This is a genomic window from Ferruginibacter albus (genome assembly GCF_020042285.1).
Lineage (GTDB): Bacteria > Bacteroidota > Bacteroidia > Chitinophagales > Chitinophagaceae > Ferruginibacter > Ferruginibacter albus.
This window is the reverse complement of record NZ_CP083388.1, coordinates 3,606,214-3,626,024: the sequence shown is the minus strand read 5'-3', so window position 1 is coordinate 3,626,024 and position 19,811 is coordinate 3,606,214. Positions and strand designations below refer to the sequence as shown.

Below are 19,811 nucleotides of genomic sequence, written 5' to 3'. Positions count from 1 at the left end.
ATATCGTTAAAGTTTACTATCTATAGAGTTGATCGCTTTCTGTAAACGTTCTTCATAATTACCGCTGATATCAACCCATGGAACAGATTGATTGATCATAATGTCTTTATAAATGTGATACAGTTTTTTACGTGACTCCAGGTCGGGGTATTCTCTCAGTTCATCTTTAACCCAGGGAAGATCAACATTGCACAATAAATACAGATCATATTTTCTTTCTGCAATTCCGTCCAATATCCAGCGGTGGCATTTATTGAACACAAACTCATTCCAAACCTTCATTACATACAAATCTGTATCAATAAAAATTACAGATTGTAAATTGGAAATTGCAAATTGTGTAGCAGTTTCTTCTAAATTCAGTTGGCCTTTGGCAATGTCCAGTAAATTTTCATAAGTATACTCGGTTCCATGCTTTAACAAATACTCTCTTGCATATTCCTTAACCCAAACAGTTTTATAATAAGTAGCCAGTTGTTCACATAAAGAGCTTTTGCCTGTCGATTCAGGTCCGATGGCTACTATTTTTTTAGGCAATTGCATACTGTTGTTTTTCTCTTTTAATCCATTCAACCAAACCAAATACTGCCATTATTAATAACACGAGGTAAAGTACGCTTGTGAAGGCATAATGTTTTACAAAGTATAATGGAATAGAAGCGCAGTTGGTTGCGATCCACCAATACCAGCTCTCAATCTTCTTTTTTGCCATTAGCCACATGCCTGTAAATGCAGTGGCGCTTGCAAATGAATCTGCCCATGGAATAGCGCCCGGAGCAAAGGTTGTTTTTAAATAAGTAAGCGAAACAAAAAATACAATATAAAAAGCGGCAAAGAATAATAAATGTTGTATCCATTCTTTTTTACTGGCAGATGAAATGTGTAAAATGTATTGCTCTTGTTTATCTTTTCTTGCCCATAATATCCAACCATAGATGCTCATAATAGTATAATAAACACTTACGCTTGCTTCTCCGATCAGACTTCCTTTTAAACTTATATAAATGTAAATGACTGTGCTTGCTAATCCGCTCGGGTAAACCCAGATGTTTTCAATACGAGAAAACCATACGCTAACAATTCCTGAGATCACTGCAATGTATTCCAGCCAGGTTGTATTCTTTAGGTCGGTAATAAACTGCGTATATATTTCCTGTATGCTCATTAAAAATACAAATTAACTATTGTCAGCAAATCCATAAAAACAAAAAGCATCTTTTTTAAAAAAGATGCTTTAATAAAATTATACTTTAAATAAGTTTTTTGTCAATTTTATTCTGCTTCTGCTACCACTTCTTTTACTTCCGGTATCATGCGTTTCATCATTCCTTCAATACCGGCTTTTAATGTTATCATAGATGAAGGGCAACCGCTGCAACTTCCCTGTAACATTAAATTAACCTTGCCATCTTCGTAACTTTTAAATTGTATAGCACCACCATCCATTTCAACAGCAGGTTTTACATAATTTTCCAAAAGCTCCTTAATACGCTTTACCACATCATCATCATCCGCTGCTACTTCGTTGGTGCTCTCTACTTTGCGGGCAGCCAGCTCTTCTTCGTTTACAACAGGCTTACCTTCTTCCAGGTATTCTTTTAAAAATTGTTTGATTGCCGGAATTACATCCTGCCAATCTTCTGTTTCGCTTGTTTTAGTAAGCGTAATAAAATTACTGGCAATAAAAACTGATTTTATAAAAGGGAATGCAAATAATTGTAATGCCAATGGCGAAGGTGTTGCGCTTGCCTCATCAGGAAAATCGATGCTTTTCCCCGGATACAATAATTTATTGGCAACAAACTTCATTGTCTCTGGATTAGGAGTCATTTCGGTATATATGCTGATAACGGGGTTGCCTGTTTTAATCATACTTCATTAATTTATAACTCTACAAAATTAACAAGATTGAAGCCAAATAGGTTGAAAATTTTTTTCTCTTTCAGAAACTCAATAATTACACAGAATATATTACTTTACAACTAAATCGTTTACAATGCTAACAAAAAGCTTATATCTCTTTTTCGGCACCTTATTATTTTGCTTAAATAGTGACGCCCAGGTAACCCGGAAAGGGATGAAGCCAGCTCAAAGGAGAGTGGTGAAGGGTAAGTCTGCGGATTTTTCTCTGCAACAGTTTTTAGGAAAATGGCAGGAGTTTGAACGTGTTGATCGCAGTGATGCCCCTGTTTCTTTCACAGATAGCATTCAATTATACTTTACAGATACCAATAAGGTACAAACCCGTACCAGCATCAGCAACACTATGACATTAAGCGGGGATGCCGATATTGACGATGATAATAATTTAATGGTGGCTGCAGATGTGTACACTATTAAATCAATGGCAAAAAATATTTTGGTATTGGATGATAATGATAAATACATTCATCGCTTAAAAAAAGTAGATGAGTTTTGGTACGAAAGCCTGGGGAAAAACCCGGTAAAACAGGATGAATACAATGCTCCTGTAAACGTAGCACTGGACAGTCTTTTGGGCAAATGGAGTGTGTATAAGCGCATTGCCAAACCCGGCGCTGTAAGCGATGATATGCTGATCATAAAATACCTGAATATAACTGAAAAAACAGGCGACAATTCTGCAAAAGGAAATATTACATTTTATAGCACACAATCTTCACAGCAATTAGATTGCACTATTAACTTAAATGGAGGGGATATTAAAATTACTGCAGGACAAAATACCTGGAGTTTATCCGTTTTCCAGGCGGCTAACAAAAGCATGATCTTTGGGAATGCAGCGCTGATGTATTTTGCAAAAGCAGAGAAATAGAATTAATAAAAAAATTGAATCCCGCTTTAGGCGGGATTTTTTTATTCTATTATTCGAAGTTTTGCATAATTCAACATTATCTTTTTTTCTCCATTCTGTTCAAACTTAACCGTAGCAATTGGATTGTGTGCAGCGCCTTCCATTTTTAACACTTCGCCAAAGCCAAATTTCTGATGTTCCACTTTTTGCCCTGCTTGTAAATTGCTGGTATCACTCGCAATAAAATCGGCTGAAGGGACGTGCTCTTTCACCTGCGGGCGGGCGGGCGCTACATAAGTTGGTGTAGCAGTGGGTTTAGCCGGGTATCGTATATCTGTTTTTTGTGCAGCAGCTGTTCTTCCCCATTGTTGCGCTGTGGCTCCCCAGCCTGTTCTTCCGGATTGATTTTTTATTCCGCCGCCGGCAAAGCTTTTATCTAAATGCTCATCGGGCAATTCTTCTAAGAAGCGACTTGGGTCATTTTGTTGTAACTGACCAAAACGGTAACGTGCATTGGAATAGGTTAACCATAGTTTTTTCTTGGAGCGGGTAATGGCAACGTAAAACAAACGTCTTTCTTCTTCCAGTTCTTCCCTTGTATTAATGCTCATGCCGCTGGGGAAAAGTGTTTCTTCTAACCCTGCTACAAATACGCAACTAAACTCCAGCCCTTTAGCTGCGTGAATGGTCATTAGTTTAACTGCATCAGCAGCATTTCCTTTATCATCATCTGCATCCGTCAATAAAGTAATTTGTTGCAGGTAAGTTCCAAGTCCTTTATCACCTACCTCGCCATCCTCTTCATTCATCGGCGTTTCGGTAAACTCTTTAATAGAGTTTAATAATTCCTGTATATTTTCATAACGGGCTAACCCTTCTGTTGTTTTATCGTTGAATAATTCTTTAACAATGCCGGTACTTTTACCAACTATTATTGCCAGATCGTATGCATTTTTTTTCTGCAATTCACTTTGAAACATTTTGATCATTGTTACAAAATTGTCGATCGCTTCTAAGGTGCCTGCTTTAAAGCCATACATAGCGGCGCTTTCCAACACCTGCCACATGCTGATATCTCGTTCATTTGCAAACAGAACAGCTTTATCTATAGTTGTTTTACCAATACCTCTTACTGGATAATTAATAATGCGTTTCAACGCTTCTTCATCTTTTGGATTTACAACTATCCGCAGGTAAGCAATAAAATCTTTTATTTCTTTACGTTGATAAAATGACAAGCCACCATAAATACGATAAGCAATATTCATGCGGCGAAGGCTTTCTTCAAACGCACGGCTTTGGGCATTGGTACGATATAAAATAGCAAACTCATTATTTAAAAAATGATTGCGCAGCTTTTGTTCCTGGATGGTATCTGCAACAAATTTTCCTTCTTCATTATCGGTTGCTGTGCGAACAAGCTTTATTTTATCACCTTCTGCGTTGCTTGTCCACAAAGTTTTAGGTAATTGATTCTTATTATTCGCAATCACCTCATTAGCTACATTTAAGATGGTTTTAGTGCTGCGATAATTTTGTTCCAGCTTGATCACTTTTGCATCATCATAATCTTTTTGAAATTGCAGAATGTTTTCAATGGTAGCTCCTCTAAAACTATAGATACTTTGCGCATCATCACCTACCACGCAAACATTTTCGTGCATGGCGCCTAATAGTTTTATGATTTGATATTGCGTTTCGTTGGTATCCTGGTACTCATCAATTAAAATGTATTTAAACTTGCGTTGATACTTGCTTAAAACCTCAGGAAAGTTTTTTAATAAGATATACATCTTAAACAATAGATCATCAAAATCCATAGCGCCGTTTTTAAAGCAACGTTTGGCATAGGCATCATAGATCTGCCCCAACATGGGTCGATTGGCTCTTGCATCTTCCTGTTGAATAGCCCAATCATTGATGTATTCAGCCGGACCAACCAGCCCGTTTTTGGCCGATGAAATACGATTATAAACTACGTTAGGTTTGTACTGTTTATCGTCTAGATCCATTTCGTTGATCACAGTTTTGATCACACTTTTTGCATCATCCGAATCGTATATAGTAAAGTTGTTGGGATACCCAAGCTTATTGGCTTCTGCCCGCAATACTCTTGCAAACACGCTGTGAAAAGTTCCGATATATAAATTCCTTGCCTCCGTATTGCCCAGGATTCTTTCAATACGTTCTTTCATTTCGGCCGCAGCTTTGTTGGTAAAGGTCAAAGCCAGGATATTAAAAGAATCGACACCGCTATTAATTAGATGTACAATACGGGTAGTTAAAACCTTGGTTTTTCCGCTTCCGGCGCCTGCAACGATCATTAAGGGTCCGTTGATATATAGCACAGCCTCTCTTTGCTGTTCATTCAGCTCATCTAAGTAATTGGTCATAAGCAAATTTACGGATGTGATGCCGGAGGATGGGATTTGTGAAAAAATATTTGGTAGAAAAGGCAAAAAAAATTCGAGCTGGTTGAATTTATAAGTTATTGGAAAACCGATCTTTATGCCATGTTTTAGTGTATCGAAACACTACTACAGCATAACTACGCAAATGACTACACATTAATTATATACTAATTTTACCTTTGTGTCGTTATAATCCAAATATCCGTTTAAAACTAAAACGTAAACCCTTATGGAATATCAATCTACTCCGGCTTTAGCCGATGATCAATTGATCCAGTATTATCTTACCAGCGATTCTGATGCATTAGAAACGCTCGTTTATCTTAACAAAGACAAGATCTACAATTCCATTTTGGCGATGGTGCATGATAAGCATGTAGCAGATGATATTTTGCAGGATGTGTTCATACGGATCATCAACACATTGATGTCGGGAAAATATGTGGAGGAAGGAAAGTTTTTGCCATGGGCAATGCGTATTGCGCACAATATGTGTATCGATCATTTTAGAAAAGCAAAGATGACCCCTGTGCTAAACAGCACCGCCGATTTTACAGAAATAATAAAATATTCTGAGCCGGATAGCAGCCATCAAATAATGTCGCACGAAAGCCACGACCAATTGCGTCGTTTAATAGATATGTTGCCCGAAGAACAAAGAGAGGTAATAGTGCTTCGCCACTACGCAGATCTGAGCTTTAAAGAAATTGCAGAAATAATGAAATGCAATATCAATACTGCATTAGGGCGTATGCGATATGCATTGAACAACCTGCGCAGGATCATGGAAGAAAAGCAGGTGGCTATATAAAATTGAGTTTTGTTTTACTTTCAATATGGTTTTAAATGGTTAAGAAAAACCCGTCTTTTCTAAGGCGGGTTTTATTTTTATAAAACTATATGTTGCAGTTATGCATGACCGTTGTATAGGTACGTATAATCTAAAATAAAAAAGGCCAATCTTGAAAGAAATGGCCTTTTGATTATCATAACCCCTCTATATAATTAAAATTATTAAAAGGCTGTTATGCCGTAAAGGTAGGAAGATTGACGTAATAGTAATAATGATAATAAATAAAATTTTGTTTCCTTTTTGTTATCTTAATATTAGCCTTACTTTCTATGTTTTATTGCTGAAACGGATAAATAAAAGTTATTGTTTTTTAACAGGCATCCTTTTTTAAATACCTGCCGTTACGATCTTGTTATTTATCATTTCTAAAAAAATATTTATGAACACAAGAAGAATTTTAATGGCAATGTGCATAGTTACGGTTGTAACAGCAGCCCTCGTCTTATCCTGCAGCAAAAGTGACTCATCCGGCGGTACTCCACCACCAGCAAACACAGTAGAAATACGCGAGGACATGACATTTGCTCCGGCTACACTTACCGTAAAACAAGGTACAGTTGTTACCTGGAAAAATGTTGATCCTACTGTAGATCATACGGCTACTTCGGATGATGGAAGCACATTTGATACAGGCCCTATATCAAAAGGCGGCGGAACAGCTACCTATACGGCAAATACTGTTGGTACCTTTCCATATCATTGTTCCATTCATCCGGGGATGAAGGCAACTTTAATAGTAACAGCACCGTAAAAATAAAATAATTGTTTGATCGTGTAAGCCCGGAAATTTTCCGGGCTTATTTTATTTATAATAGGAGATAGTAGTTTTTTAAAGTAACTTAACAGTATAAACGATTGCTATCAGCTTACAATAAAAATTGGTCTGATTTTTTATTTATTGGGATTTAATTTATGCGAAGCCTCATACAGCAATTAAAAATCGACTACCGGATAAGATTAGGGTACGGAGCTGCCTTTGTGTTGCTCCTGCTTTCATATTTACTTACCTGGTATGCAAATAAACAATTGGTTGCCCAGTCAAAATGGGTAATGAATACTAATATTACCATCAGCGACCTTGATAATCTTTTGTCTGAATTAAAAGATGCCGAAACAGGCATAAGGGGCTATGTTATTACTAAAGATCAGAATTTTTTAGAGCCTTATTATTCAAGCATGCGTGGCATAGATACGCTTTGTAAAAAACTGCCATCTGAAATACAGGACAATGCAATTCAGCAAAGAAGATTTACAACTGTAAAACAGCTTATAGCAGAAAAAGACAGGCTAAATGGTATTTATGTAAAATACGATCCCACCGATTTGTCTATTGGAAAAGATTCTGCTATTAAGCTTTTGTATACGGGCAAAAAAATAATGGATGACCTGCGGTTTACTATTGGCTTGATAAAAATAAGTGAGCAAAAAATTTTGCAAGACAGGAATGCGGAATTAAAAGGGCATTACTCCGCTATGAATGTTATTATTTTTATTTCATTATTACTTGCTTTCTTATTTGCGGCATTTGGTTTTATTACCTATACCCGCGAAAATATTGCCCGTAAAAAAGCAGAAGCACAGTTACGCAACAGAATAAGAGAATTGGATGAAGTGAATAAACAATTGATTGAAATGAAGGGGGCAGAGCAATTTGCTGCAACAGGAAGAATTGCCCGTACTATTGCACATGAAGTTCGTAATCCGCTAACCAATATAGACCTTGCCACCAGCCAGATAAGAACGGAGATACAAGGAGATGATAATATCAACATGTTGTTTGATATGGTTGGCAGAAACAGCAAACGCATCAATCAGCTAATAACCGATCTTTTAAATGCAACCCGGTTTGTTGATCTTGCTTATGAAAGAGTGGCTGTAAATACTTTACTGGATGAGGCTTTAGAACTGGCAAAAGACAGAATTGAATTGAATCATGTAATTGTTCAAAAGCAATACAAAACTACAAAAGACATTTCTGTTGATCCGGGCAAAATAAAAATAGCTTTTTTAAATGTTATCGTAAATGCAATTGAAGCAATGAATGCAGATGAAAAGATCTTAAGGATCGCTACGTTAGAAAAAGATAATAAATGTATAATTGAAATAAGCGATAATGGAATTGGTATGGATGCAACAGCCCTTGCTAAATTATTTGAACCTTATTTTACTACTAAATCCAAAGGCAATGGATTAGGACTTACCAATACCCAAAATATCATCTTGAACCATCATGGTACTATTAATGCAGAAAGTACCCCCGGTAAGGGCACTAAGTTCATAATTAAGTTTGATGTTATTAAATAGAACCTAAGCTGCAATAAATCATGCTGCCTAAATAAAAAATGCCTCTTCAAAAAATTGAAAAAGGCATTTAGCTAACATCCCATGTGTGCATTAACTTGCCGCTCCACGTATTACTCTCAGTAATACGGCAATAAGCGCAATAACCAATAATAAATGAATTAAACCTGATGCATGATAGCCTAAAAAACCAATTGCCCAGGCTATAACAAGTATTACTGCTATTAAATATAATAAGTTACCCATAAAATAATTTTAAAGTGAACGATTTGTTTCCCATCATTAATAAAAAAACTTTGCCAAAGTATACCTGGCTTAAAAAGCAGTAACTGTAAAGGGTTTAATGATAAAACAAAACGATGGAATAAATTCAACTGTGCAATAATATCTACAAAAGGAGAAAATAAATACTAATAAGCCAATTGTTCAATGGTGTGGTAAATAGAATCTCTTGAAAAAGGTTTACCAATAAAAAAATCTGCGCCTAACTGCAAGGCTTTATTCCTGTCGGTAGAATTATCATAAGCAGTTATCATCACAATTTTGGTTAAAGGAGAAGCTCTTTTTATATAACTGATAAAATCCATCCCCATTCCATCGGGTAGGTGATTGTCGAGAAAAATAATAGAAGGACGTTCTTTTTGTAAAACTTCCGTAGCGTCAGTTAATGTATTTACATGAACAGTATTCATGTTCTTATTACGCAAGATGCTGCTTAATAAAAAACAAATATCTATTTCATCATCTATAATAAGTACGTTAGACATTTGGCAGAAACAAAAATAATTTTCTCTAAAATAACTCTAATAGTCACAAGTTTATTGCCAATGAGTAAAAAGTTTATTCATTGGCCTAATATTTTGACATAAGTTAACTACATACTCTTTATCATCATATTATTAAGTATCAAATACTTATTATAGCAATGTGTTTCATTTTCCCCAGGTTGAAGAAAAAATTCCCCGATCATTTAAAAGAAAATTGATTAAATATTTTGGCAGGATATTTTCTCATTTTAGGTTATCACACATGAAATCATTTACTAATTATAACTTTTTGCAGTTGCTGCAGTAAAAAGGTACGATTTGGGTTTTCGGTTAAGGACAATAATAGGTTTGCGGTGTAGGAATTAATTCTTAGATCGTAAGCCTATTTTTCATGTCAATAACGTCACACGAAACAACAAAACTGGTGTACCTTTAAAATAAAAGAGAGATAAACATGAAAAAAAGAGTTTTGATTATAGATGATGATATGGATATGTGCATGCTTTTGGAAAGGTTTTTAACAAAAAACGGATATGAAGTAGAAACTGCCAACTCAGGTATTAAAGGCATTGAGAAATTTAAAGAAAATAAATTCGATATTGTTCTATGTGATTTTAGATTAGGGGATAAAAAAGATGGACGTGAAGTGTTGATCGAAATTAAGAAAATAGAACCTCAAACCATTGTACTCATCATTACAGGATATTCTGATATAAAAATAGCAGTAGAGGTAATTAAACTAGGTGCATTTGATTATATAGCCAAACCGCTTGTTCCCGATGAAGTTTTAAATGTTCTTACTAAAGCGGTAGAAAAATTAGAAAACGGCGATACGGGTATGAATGAGTTTACGGGTGTAAAAGCCAGGAAAACAAAAAATACCGGTAGCGAAGAACATATGGTAGGGGTAGCTACTGTAACCACGGAATTGTATAGACAAATTGAAATAGTTGCTCCTACCAATTTTAGCGTGATCCTTTATGGAGAAAGCGGAACAGGCAAAGAAGTAATAGCAAAAACCATTCATGAAAAAAGCAATCGAAAAAACAATCCTTTTGTGGCAATGGATTGCGGAACACTTTCTAAAGAATTGGCGGGAAGCGAATTATTCGGGCATATGAAAGGTGCATTTACCGGCGCTTTAGCAGATAAGGAAGGACATTTTGAGTTGGCGAATGGCGGCACCCTTTTTTTAGACGAGGTCGGAAATCTTAGTGCAGAGATACAGGCATCTTTATTAAGAGTGATACAGGAAAGAAAATTCAAACGTATTGGCGGTTTAAAGGAAATGGATGTGGATGTGCGTATCATTGTCGCCTCCAATGAAAATTTACAGGAAGCATATCGCAAAGGAAAATTCCGTGAAGATCTGTATCATCGTTTTAATGAATTTTCTATTAACCTTCCTCCACTAAGAAAAAGAAAAGAAGATATTCCGTTGTTTGCTGAATTCTTTTTAAATAAAACAAAAGATGAGTTAAATAAAGATGAAGTAGAGGCATTTGAAGAGGATATTATAAAAATGTTCATTGATTATTCGTGGCCGGGTAATTTGCGGGAGTTTAGAAACGTGGTAAGGCGAGCGGTATTGTTAACCCCTACCGGCAAAATACAAGCTTCTACCTTGCCATGGGAAATAATTAACTCTACTCCGCTTGTTGCAGAAATTGCAGAGACCGCACCCATAACAGAATCGCTTATAAAAAAAGATATAGGCTTAAAAGATGCAGCCAGCCGTGCAGAATATGATGCAATTATGGCGGTATTAAAAAAAGTAAACTTTAATAAAACCAAAGCAGCCGAAGTGTTGAACATAGATCGTAAAACACTTTATAATAAGATCAAAAGTTTTGAAGAGCTTAATAATGAAAACAAGGTTGATTAATGTAATGTGCCGATCGTAAATTCAATTACTTCTCTTCATTATTGTCATTATCCAGGCAATCGGTTTTATTTTCTTTCAGGCAATCCCATAAGTCTGCCCAGGCGGGATGAAAATTACCATGGATAGGATGACTCGCTGCAAAAGCTTTTGCTTTTTCTATCCTGTCTTTTGTAAGCGGATGTGAGCTTAAAAAAGAAAGTTCGGAAGGAATATCTCCACTTGCTTCTTGTAAATGCACCATCAGGTCCTGCATTCCTTTAGGGTCAACATTGTCTTTCACCATTATATTCATTCCCTGCTCATCTGCTTCTTCCTCCAGCGATCTTGAAAAGCTAAGGTTGTGTAAATTATTGGCATTTCTTACCAATACTGAAGATAACCCGCCGCCATCGCCTATTACCCATGATATTAAAACAGAAGAAGAGATGCTTCTCAACATTCCTTTTAAAGTATGACGCTTGTTTACGTGTGTGGCTTCGTGCCCTAACAATGCAGCTAATTCCTGGTAGCTGTTCATGTGCTTAAGAATTCCGGAATACACAACAATATGCCCACCGGGTAAAGCAAAGGCATTTACCTGGTTTTCTTTTACTACAGTTACCGTAATAGGATAGGTATCACTTAACTCTAAATTGTCAGCAAATTTTTGAACGATAGCAGTAGCATTTCTGTCTATTTTTTCGTTTGACATAAAGGACGCATAAAAATTATCGCCCAGGTCAATTTCCTGTTGTGTAGATATCAATTTTAATCCAACATAAGGAACCAGTTGTACAAAAATAAAATAGGCGCCGCCTACTAATAATAAAAACAAGCCTAACAACGCCGGCAATTTATGCTGCATTAATTTTTCGAAAAAGCCGCGTGGTGCCTTTTCCAAAACATCTTTCAAGGGATAATACAATGCATTGTCATCGTCAACCACTACATAACTGGTCGATTGCTTGTTCAGGTATAGATACATGGCATTGTTTACATAGGTAGCATGACAATCTTTTAACTCAATAGCAGTTAAATAGGTTCCTGTAGCGCCATCAAATAAATGAAGCGATTCTGTATATAGCTTTATACGCGTGATCCTGAATCGGGAGCTCTTTCCATCAAAGTATTTTACTAATGAAGATGTTTCCATAGCATTAAATTGAAAAGCCAAAGTTTAGCATATCAAAAAGATCGCTGCCGGTAGCGTCATTAAATTCATCATGTTCCTGGTACAAACTATCGAATGAAATATTGCCTGCTATTTCTATGTTGGATGCACCAAAATTCAACATTCTTGTTATTGTCCATGGGTATCCCAACCCCAGTGAGAAAATAACTATTAAAAGATTTCCGATCAGCAATTTAATATAACCAATATTGGTTGCGGTTGACCGAAACTGTACAGATGTATCGTTGCTAACTAAAGAAAGATGATTAACAAAATAATCAAACTGTTGTTTTTTATAAAAAGGATAATAAATAGCTACAGGTAAAAAGCAAAGATAAAACCAGCCTAAGTTTTTTAAACCTCTTAGATCACCGCCACGCATACTATGCATGATGATCGGAATAAGTAAGGAAATAAAAATAAAATAGGATATAAAAACAACAACCCCCATTTTTAAAACAATAATAAAATAGCCGTTGCCTGTTCCATCGTATTTAAATGCAGCATTTCCCATTCTTATATTTTCAACAATATATTTTCTTATGCGCATAGAAAACCAGGGCCAATAAATGCCACAGGTTAAAAAGGTTAAAAAGAATCCACCAATAAAGATCCCGAATAACTTTTTAAAATCTCCTAAATAACCAAAGCGTATGCCCTGCCATAAGGTTTTAGACATCCTGTATTTATAAGTGCCGTGTAAAGCCAAAGGAATAACACAAAAAAATCCGGCGTAGGCGATCAACACCAAAACAATTCTGGCATACGGTTGAAAATAAATAGTAGAGAAGACTATTCCGTAAAGAAGTGCTACAATAATAATTGCCCGGATAAAACCTTTGAACATCTCCTTACCGGTGCCGGTAAAAATAAAGGGCTGGTCTTCAAACATAGATTGGCTATATAAATAGTGTAATGTTTTAGCTCTTGCCCAGGGATAATAAAAGCCAAGCGTTACAATGCATAAAATAAGGTTTACAATTTGAATTTTAAATAATTCAACCCCTTTGCCGTGAAAGGATAAAGAATAAAACCGTTGTTCCATAAGAGAAAATGTTTTCGTCGATTACATGTCAAGATAATATAATTTGGAATATCGGCCGCTTTAAAGCCTTATAATATTATAAATGATAACCCGCCTCCCCGGATATCTAAAAGCTGTAAGCCAGAACTTGTTAAAGACGAACTATTTTGAAACTTTCCTATACCTGGCTTCAGAACCGATAATGCGCTGATTGTAAATCTAAAAAGGTTGTTTATAACGCAACTATTGCAATTATTTGACAATTGATAAGCAATTAGCCTTATCTCTACAAAATATTTCCTAAAACCTTCCGTTAATACAATTTGGAAAGTGCTATAGAAAAACTTCTACATTTCCACTTATCTAAAATATTCTAATGAAAAAGGAGTTATCCAAAAGCGGCTTATTTTGCTTCGCTTTATTATTACTACATTCCATAACTGTCAATGCGCAGGTATTGAATTTAACGCCAGGTAGTCATTTTGTAGTAAATGGTAACCCTTCTGTTATATTAAATGATGCTTCTCTTAAGAATAACGGAACATTTACCCGTGGTAATGGTACTGTTTATTTTACAGGATATAGCGATACAACTGTTTCCAACATCTCGGGAGACAGCGCTACAAAGATTACCAACCTTACTATCAGCAAATCGGCTAACGCTGTTGCATTAAAGGGCAAAGTTGGTGTTACCAATGTGCTTACAATGACAAAGGGAAACCTTTATGCAGATAGTATGTTGACAATTATATCCGACTCTAACAATACGGCAAGAGTAGCTGCTATACCTGCTAACAGCAGAATTTATGGTAAAGCAATTGTGGAACGTTACATACCGGGAAGACGTGCATGGAGATTACTAACGGCTCCTGTAACCAATTCAGGAAGCATATATAGCTCATGGCAAAATAATGGTGTATATACACCGGGATCAGGGACATTAATTTCCGGTGCATCTCCCAGTTCAAGTAACGGTATAGATGCAAGCCCTCAGAATACAGCCTCTATGAAAGGATTTAATTATTCCACACAGGCGCTTACAACAATCACAAATACTAAAACAACCAATATTACTCCTACCAATAACGGTAGTGCAGACAATGTTGGTTATTTCATTTTCGTAAGAGGAGATAGAGATCCTGCTACTACAGGTAATCCTAACAATGGGAATGTTCCTGTTGATAATACTACATTGCGCAGCTCCGGTGTGTTACAGCAGGGCGATCAATTATTTACTGCCGCAGCTACTGCCGGCAAATACACATTGATAGGAAATCCTTACGCTTCTCCTATTGATTTTGATAATGTAACATTGAATAATGTTACCAAACGTTTTTATGTATGGGATCCATCGTTGAACCAGGTAGGTGGCTATGTGGTTTTGGATGATGCGATCAATTCAGGTGTATATATTAAGTCTGTTGCAAGAAGTAAACAAACAAAAGATATTCAATCTGGCCAGGCTTTCTTTGTTCAAACAACCGCCACCGCGCCGGCATCAGTTCTTATACAGGAAAGCAGCAAATCAACTACCAATAATTTATTGATGTTCCGTCCGGCAGCCGTAACGGAAACCATTACTACCAATCTTAATTTATTAAACGGTGATAATACAACCTCATTTGCAGATGCTGCTGTAGCACAGTTCAATGAAGCGTTCAGTGCTGATGTTGACTGGTTAGATGCCAGCAAGTTTGCGAATGTGAACGAAGGAATAAGCTTGCTAAGAAACAGCAAAAGTCTTTCTATTGAAAGAAGACCATTGATTACATCGAACGATACGCTCTATTTTAAATTAGCAGGTACCACTGCAAGAAGTTATCAATTACAAATAGTTGGTGATAACATGCAACAACCGGGATTAACTGCTTTTTTAATTGATACGTATAAGGGAACAAACACTCCACTGGATCTATATTCAACAGATGGTACGACATTAAACTTTAGTATTACCAGCGACGCAGCGTCGGCAGTAGCTACCCGTTTTATGATCGTATTCAGAGCAGCGGGAGTATTACCTGTAACGTTTACAAGCGTTAAAGCAAATCAAAAAAGTACAGGAATACAGGTAGATTGGAATGTTGAAAATGAAGTGAACATCATGCAATATGAAGTAGAGAAATCTGCTGATGGTAAAACATTCTCTAAAACAAATAGTACTCTTCCAACCGGCAATAATAATTCATCGGTAAGTTATAGCTGGTTAGACAGCAAACCTTTTGACGGCGCTAATTACTATCGCATTAAGAGTATTGACAAAGATGGTACAGTTAGATACAGCCAGATCATCCGCGTTGTTTCCGGTTCTGATAACGGAGCTGCAAAGAACGGCGCTATAACAGTATATCCAAATCCTGTTGTAGGTAATGTAATGAACGTTCAATTCACGAATGTAGCTAAAGGAGATTTCAGATTACGCTTATTAACTACCGACGGACAAGCAGTATATGCCAACCAGGTAACAGTAAACAGCAGCAATATGGCACAGTCATTCTCGTTGCCGTCTTCTTTACCTAAAGGAACATATGAATTAAAAGTAAGCGGGGCAGATACTGAAAGCGTTCAAAAAATAATCATTCAATAATTAAATAATAAAAAGAAGAACCTAAGAAAAACACCTTCTGATTAACCTTAAAGAATCCATATTATGCAAAAGCATCTGATCAAGTTACTGGTAGTATTTCAATTGGTAACTGTAACCAAAACCTTCTCACAAAACATTGCCTTGAATGCAACCGGCAGCTTGCCTGATACGAGCGCCATGTTGGATGTAAGCAGCTCTAACAAAGGGTTTCTTATGCCAAGAATGACGACTACACAGGTAAACGCAATACCATTGCCTGCAACAGGTTTGATAGTGTATAATACTACTATCAGCGCCTTCCAGGTAAACTCAGGTACACCTACAAGTCCCAGCTGGCAAACATTGGGAACAACTGTAGGCAACTGGTTGACCGGCGGTAATAGCGGTACTAACTCAGGGTCTAAATTTTTAGGTACTACCGATAGCGTTAGTATGCGTTTCAGAACTAATAATACTCAACGTATGGTAATGGATAGTTTGGGTAACGTAGGTATTGGTAGTGCGCCATCTTTTACAGCAGGTCCATATATGGATAAATTTTTGGTAGATGCAGGAGCAACCAATTCATACAACATCATAACGGCAAAGGGTACTGTAAATAATTATTTGCAGTTGAATGTGCAGAACCTGTCAAACGGAACCAGCGCATCTTCCGATGTGGTGGCAACAGCAGATAACGGTAGTGAAACAAGCAACTATATTGATATGGGTATTAATGGTAGTGCTTATACAGGTGGTGTAATGGGTAATGCAAACGATGGTTATTTATTTAATATCGGAAATAATATGTTGATCGGTACCGGTACTTCTTCTAAATCATTGGTATTTATGACAGGAGGTACGCTGCAATCATCTAACGAAAGAATGCGTATTGACGGAACAGGTAACGTAGGTGTTGGTACTACAGCTCCCGGAAGTAAACTGGATGTAAAAGGAACTTTGCGTTTAAGCGGTTCAACATCGGGTTATGTTGGTTTTGCGCCGGCAGCAGCAGCGGGTTCTACTACTTATACTTTACCCAATGCAGATGGTACAAGCGGACAGGTGTTGAGTACTAACGGTACGGGTACACTAAGCTGGAGTACAGTAAGTGCAGGTAGCCCAACCATTACCAATGCGATCAGTTCGAGCGGAAACGTAATAACAAGTAACGTTAATGGAACTACAGATACAACAAAAGCTGTAAACACTGTGGCAAATACAAGTAGTGCGAATGCGTTAACTACAACAGTAAACGGTGTAGCAGGTTCAAGTGTAACTATTATTAATTCAAACGCATTAAGCTCAAGCACCAATACATTAACATCAACAGTTAATGGTGTGGCTGCAACAGGCGTAAACATAATCAATACAAATGCGCTTAGCTTATCAGGCCAAAACTTGACATCAACCGTAAATGGTGTGGCAAGTACAGCCGTAAGCTTATCGGGCATGGATTCAAGCATCTATAAAATGGATGGAACATTAAGAGCTGACAGAACGGTAACAATGGGTGCCAATGATCTAAACTTAAATTCTACAACAGGTAATTTGATCTTCAATCCATCATCTACAGGTAGATTTGGTATTGGGACAACAAGTCCAAGTTCTACGTTATCATTTGTTGGTACTGCAGATCAAACCATCGGTGTAGAAAGAAATACATCTTCATCAGGTAACGGTAGTGCATTAACGATACAAGCGGGTGGTGCACCGGGTACAGGTAACAGATCGGGTGGTAACCTGGTTTTATCTTCAGGTATTTCAACCGGTAGCGGAACTGCAGATATGATCTTTAAAACTACTCCAACTAACGGAGCCGGCAATAGCGATAACTCTCCTGTAGAAAAAATGCGTATCACAGGCGCTGGTAATGTTGGTATCGGAACAACATCTCCGGGCAGCGCATTAGATGTAAAAGGAACAATCCGTATGAGCGGTGCAACATCCGGCTATGTTGGTTTTGCTCCTGCAACAGCAGCTGGTTCTACAGTATATACCTTGCCTTCGGCAGACGGTACTAATGGTCAGCAATTAACCACTAACGGTTCTGGCACATTAAGCTGGGCGGCAGCAGGAAGCTCATCAGCAACAACTGTTTCAAACAGCAGCAGCGCCAACACCCTAACTACAACCGTAAATAGTGTAGCAGCAACGGGTGTAAATATTATCAATTCAAATGCACTAAGCTCAAGCACCAATACATTAACATCAACCGTAAATGGTGTAGCAGCAACGGGTGTAAGTATTATCAATTCAAATGCACTAAGCTCAAGCACCAATACATTAACATCAACCGTAAATGGTATAGCAGCAACAGGCGTAAGTATTATCAATTCAAATGCATTGAGCTTATCAGGACAAAGCTTAACATCAACAGTAAATGGTGTAGCAGCAACAGCCGTAAGTTTGGCTGGTGTTGATTCAAGTATTTATAAAACAGACGGAACATTAAGAACAGATAGAACAGTTACTCTTAATGCTAACGATCTTAATTTTAATTCAACAACCGGTAATTTAATATTCAATCCATCTTCTACAGGTAGAGTTGGTATCGGAACAACAAGCCCGGGTAGTTCATTAGATGTAAAAGGCACTATCAGAATGAGTGGTTCAACATCGGGCTATGTAGGTTTTGCACCGGCAGCAGCAGCAGGCTCTACTACTTATACTTTACCAAGCGCAGATGGTAGCAATGGGCAAGTATTAAGCACTAACGGTAGTGGTACTTTAAGCTGGGCAACTGCCAGTGGCGGTTCAGGCAGCGGTTGGGGATTGAGTGGTAACTCAGGAACAACAGCGGGTACAAACTATATTGGTACATCTGATGACGTGGATGTAACTTTTAAAAGAAAAGCAACTTTGGCAGGAGCATTAACAACAAACAATACATCTTTAGGAGTATCAAGTTATATATCCGGCAGCAATAACGTAGCAATTGGTAGCAGCGCACAGGCACAAACATCCGATGCCGTAGCTGTAGGACAAGGAGCTTACGTATCCTCTCAATATAGTATCGCGATGGGATCTGTTGCGCAAGGACAAGGAACATCTGCTATTGCAATAGGTCAAAATGCCTATGCAAACGGAACAAGCTCTATTGCTATCGGTGGCGCAAGCACTACGTATAAAACACAGGCACAAGGCACTTATTCTATTTCATTAGGATACTATGCATATAGCAGTGCCCAGGATGCCATTGCTATCGGGGACCATGCACAGGCACAAGGACAAAACTGTACTGTAATTGGTACCAATATATATAATGGTAGTGCTAATACAGTTGCCATTGGTAACTCAAGTGTAACATCGTTCTTATTAAATGGTGCAAGTGCAAGTTCGGGCAGAGCGTTTATTGTTGGTAGCGGAAATACGAACGGTAACGGCGCTTACCTTACAACAGGCGGTACATGGACAAACGCTTCTGACAGAAACTTAAAAGATGATTTTTCTACAGTTGATGGAGAAGAATTGTTGAATAAAATTTCTCAGTTGGATATCACTAAATGGAAATATAAAGGAACTCAGGAGTACCACATCGGTCCAATGGCGCAGGATTTTTATAAATCATTTGGATTAGGAACAGATGATAAGCACATCAGCACCATCGATCCTGCAGGTATTGCATTGGCATCTATTAAGGCATTAAAAGAAGAAAACACTGAATTAAATAAAAGACTCGATAAACAACAGACAGAAATTGATGAATTGAAGAACGAAATTGAAAAAATTAAATCGAGATTATAAGTCGCTTAACCGTTCAATAATATAGTAGTTTTTTGGTAAGAAAGAGAGTTGGAAAAGGTTCCACTCTCTTTTTTTATTTTTAGTAAATCAGATCTTGGATAAAAAGAATAAAATTTACTGATAGCGAGAAAGGCTATTCGCCCCATCCATTTATACTATGGTATTAGGTATTTGAATGCTACTTATAATCGATGAAAAACGTCCGATTCATATTCCGTAATAATGATAATTTGACATCCTTAAAATATTAGTGAGCATTGCCTCTTATTTCTATTGTTTTACAGCAGTACATCGTTGGGTAATTTTTTATACTTTTACTCATCCTATTAAACAAATC

At 37.1% G+C, this 19,811-nt stretch carries 15 protein-coding genes; 7 read left to right on the top strand and 8 right to left on the bottom strand.

Translation table 11 applies throughout. The annotated features are described in order from the left end of the window. Positions 1-6: 6 nt before the first annotated feature. The 3 genes from K9M53_RS15470 to K9M53_RS16145 form a co-directional block, all read right to left on the bottom strand. On the bottom strand, positions 7-543 hold the full coding sequence (locus K9M53_RS15470; RefSeq protein WP_224016611.1) for an AAA family ATPase: 537 nt from the start codon (positions 541-543) through the stop codon (positions 7-9). Next, entirely contained in the window at positions 530-1,165 is a 636-nt protein-coding gene (gene pnuC / locus K9M53_RS15465) for a nicotinamide riboside transporter PnuC (RefSeq protein ID WP_224016609.1), read from the bottom strand. Before pnuC ends, K9M53_RS15470 begins: the two co-directional genes overlap by 14 nt. Positions 1,166-1,272: 107 nt before the next feature. After that, on the bottom strand, positions 1,273-1,872 hold the full coding sequence (locus tag K9M53_RS16145; RefSeq protein ID WP_224016607.1) for a NifU family protein: 600 nt from the start codon (positions 1,870-1,872) through the stop codon (positions 1,273-1,275). Positions 1,873-1,996: 124 nt separating this feature from the next. On the opposite strand from K9M53_RS16145, the gene K9M53_RS15455 reads away from it, so the two are divergent. Further along, positions 1,997-2,794 (top strand): hypothetical protein, encoded by a 798-nt coding sequence (locus K9M53_RS15455; protein WP_224016605.1) that lies wholly within the window; start codon positions 1,997-1,999, stop codon positions 2,792-2,794. A gap of 41 nt (positions 2,795-2,835) precedes the next feature. Here the strand turns inward: K9M53_RS15455 and K9M53_RS15450 are convergent, their stop codons facing one another. After that, entirely contained in the window at positions 2,836-5,166 is a 2,331-nt protein-coding gene (locus tag K9M53_RS15450; protein WP_224016603.1) for an ATP-dependent helicase, read from the bottom strand. A gap of 247 nt (positions 5,167-5,413) precedes the next feature. Here K9M53_RS15450 and K9M53_RS15445 point away from each other — a divergent pair, with 247 nt between their 5' ends. The 3 genes from K9M53_RS15445 to K9M53_RS15435 all read left to right on the top strand — a co-directional run bounded on the left by K9M53_RS15445 (position 5,414) and on the right by K9M53_RS15435 (position 8,341). Then, positions 5,414-5,995, top strand: coding sequence for an RNA polymerase sigma factor (locus K9M53_RS15445; protein WP_224016601.1), 582 nt, complete (start codon positions 5,414-5,416; stop codon positions 5,993-5,995). A gap of 421 nt (positions 5,996-6,416) precedes the next feature. Then, positions 6,417-6,788, top strand: coding sequence for a cupredoxin domain-containing protein (locus tag K9M53_RS15440; protein ID WP_224016599.1), 372 nt, complete (start codon positions 6,417-6,419; stop codon positions 6,786-6,788). Between the two features lie 161 nt (positions 6,789-6,949). After that, a complete protein-coding gene (locus tag K9M53_RS15435; RefSeq protein ID WP_224016598.1) occupies positions 6,950-8,341 on the top strand; it encodes a sensor histidine kinase in 1,392 nt (463 codons plus the stop codon). Between the two features lie 90 nt (positions 8,342-8,431). Here the strand turns inward: K9M53_RS15435 and K9M53_RS15430 are convergent, their stop codons facing one another. Together K9M53_RS15430 and K9M53_RS15425 are read right to left on the bottom strand one after the other, a co-directional pair. After that, entirely contained in the window at positions 8,432-8,584 is a 153-nt protein-coding gene (locus K9M53_RS15430; protein ID WP_224016596.1) for a lmo0937 family membrane protein, read from the bottom strand. Positions 8,585-8,748: 164 nt separating this feature from the next. Continuing rightward, positions 8,749-9,105: a response regulator gene (locus tag K9M53_RS15425; protein ID WP_224016593.1), complete on the bottom strand. Its 357-nt coding sequence runs from the start codon at positions 9,103-9,105 to the stop codon at positions 8,749-8,751. Between the two features lie 454 nt (positions 9,106-9,559). Here K9M53_RS15425 and K9M53_RS15420 point away from each other — a divergent pair, with 454 nt between their 5' ends. Further along, on the top strand, positions 9,560-10,990 hold the full coding sequence (locus tag K9M53_RS15420) for a sigma-54-dependent transcriptional regulator (RefSeq protein ID WP_224016591.1): 1,431 nt from the start codon (positions 9,560-9,562) through the stop codon (positions 10,988-10,990). 25 nt (positions 10,991-11,015) lie between these two features. Here K9M53_RS15420 and K9M53_RS15415 read toward each other — a convergent pair whose 3' ends face one another. Both K9M53_RS15415 and K9M53_RS15410 read right to left on the bottom strand, forming a co-directional pair. Beyond that, positions 11,016-12,122, bottom strand: a complete 1,107-nt coding sequence (locus K9M53_RS15415; protein ID WP_224016589.1) for a M48 family metallopeptidase — start codon at positions 12,120-12,122, stop codon at positions 11,016-11,018. A gap of 4 nt (positions 12,123-12,126) precedes the next feature. After that, positions 12,127-13,185 (bottom strand): YjgN family protein, encoded by a 1,059-nt coding sequence (locus K9M53_RS15410; protein WP_224016588.1) that lies wholly within the window; start codon positions 13,183-13,185, stop codon positions 12,127-12,129. Between the two features lie 355 nt (positions 13,186-13,540). Between K9M53_RS15410 and K9M53_RS15405 the strand changes: the two genes are divergently transcribed. Both K9M53_RS15405 and K9M53_RS15400 read left to right on the top strand, forming a co-directional pair. Then, complete coding sequence (locus tag K9M53_RS15405) at positions 13,541-15,748, top strand: T9SS type A sorting domain-containing protein (protein ID WP_224016585.1); 2,208 nt, start codon at positions 13,541-13,543, stop codon at positions 15,746-15,748. A gap of 63 nt (positions 15,749-15,811) precedes the next feature. Then, positions 15,812-19,474 (top strand): tail fiber domain-containing protein, encoded by a 3,663-nt coding sequence (locus K9M53_RS15400; RefSeq protein WP_224016583.1) that lies wholly within the window; start codon positions 15,812-15,814, stop codon positions 19,472-19,474. The last annotated feature ends 337 nt before the right edge of the window (positions 19,475-19,811 follow it).